This window comes from Pseudomonas sp. GW456-12-10-14-LB2, assembly GCF_002884345.1.
GTDB lineage: Bacteria > Pseudomonadota > Gammaproteobacteria > Pseudomonadales > Pseudomonadaceae > Aquipseudomonas > Aquipseudomonas paraglycinae.
The window spans coordinates 1-256 of the sequence record NZ_POHV01000244.1; the positions used below are offsets into that span (position 1 = coordinate 1).

At 62.1% G+C, this 256-nt stretch carries 1 protein-coding gene; it reads right to left on the reverse strand.

The genetic code is table 11. The annotated features are described in order from the left end of the window. Positions 1-256, reverse strand: a 256-nt coding sequence (locus tag C1X29_RS30110) for a putative PEP-binding protein (RefSeq protein WP_305888219.1), incomplete at both ends; no start/stop codon positions are given.

A 256-nucleotide genomic window follows, 5' to 3' on the forward strand; every position in this document is an offset into this window, starting at 1 on the left:
GCGCGATATCCCGCAGTGCGCGCAGGATCGGCGTCGACATGGTGTCGAAGCGCTCGGAGACCTTGGCATTGCCGCGGTCGACCGCGAACAGGAACTGGAACAGATCGTTGGAGCCGACCGAGATGAAGTCGACCTTCTTCAACAGCTCGTCCATCTGATAAAGCAGCGCGGGCACTTCGACCATGGTGCCGATGTCGATGCGCTCCGGCAGCGTGTGGCCGTGCTGGCGCAAATATGTCAGCTCGCGCTCGACCAG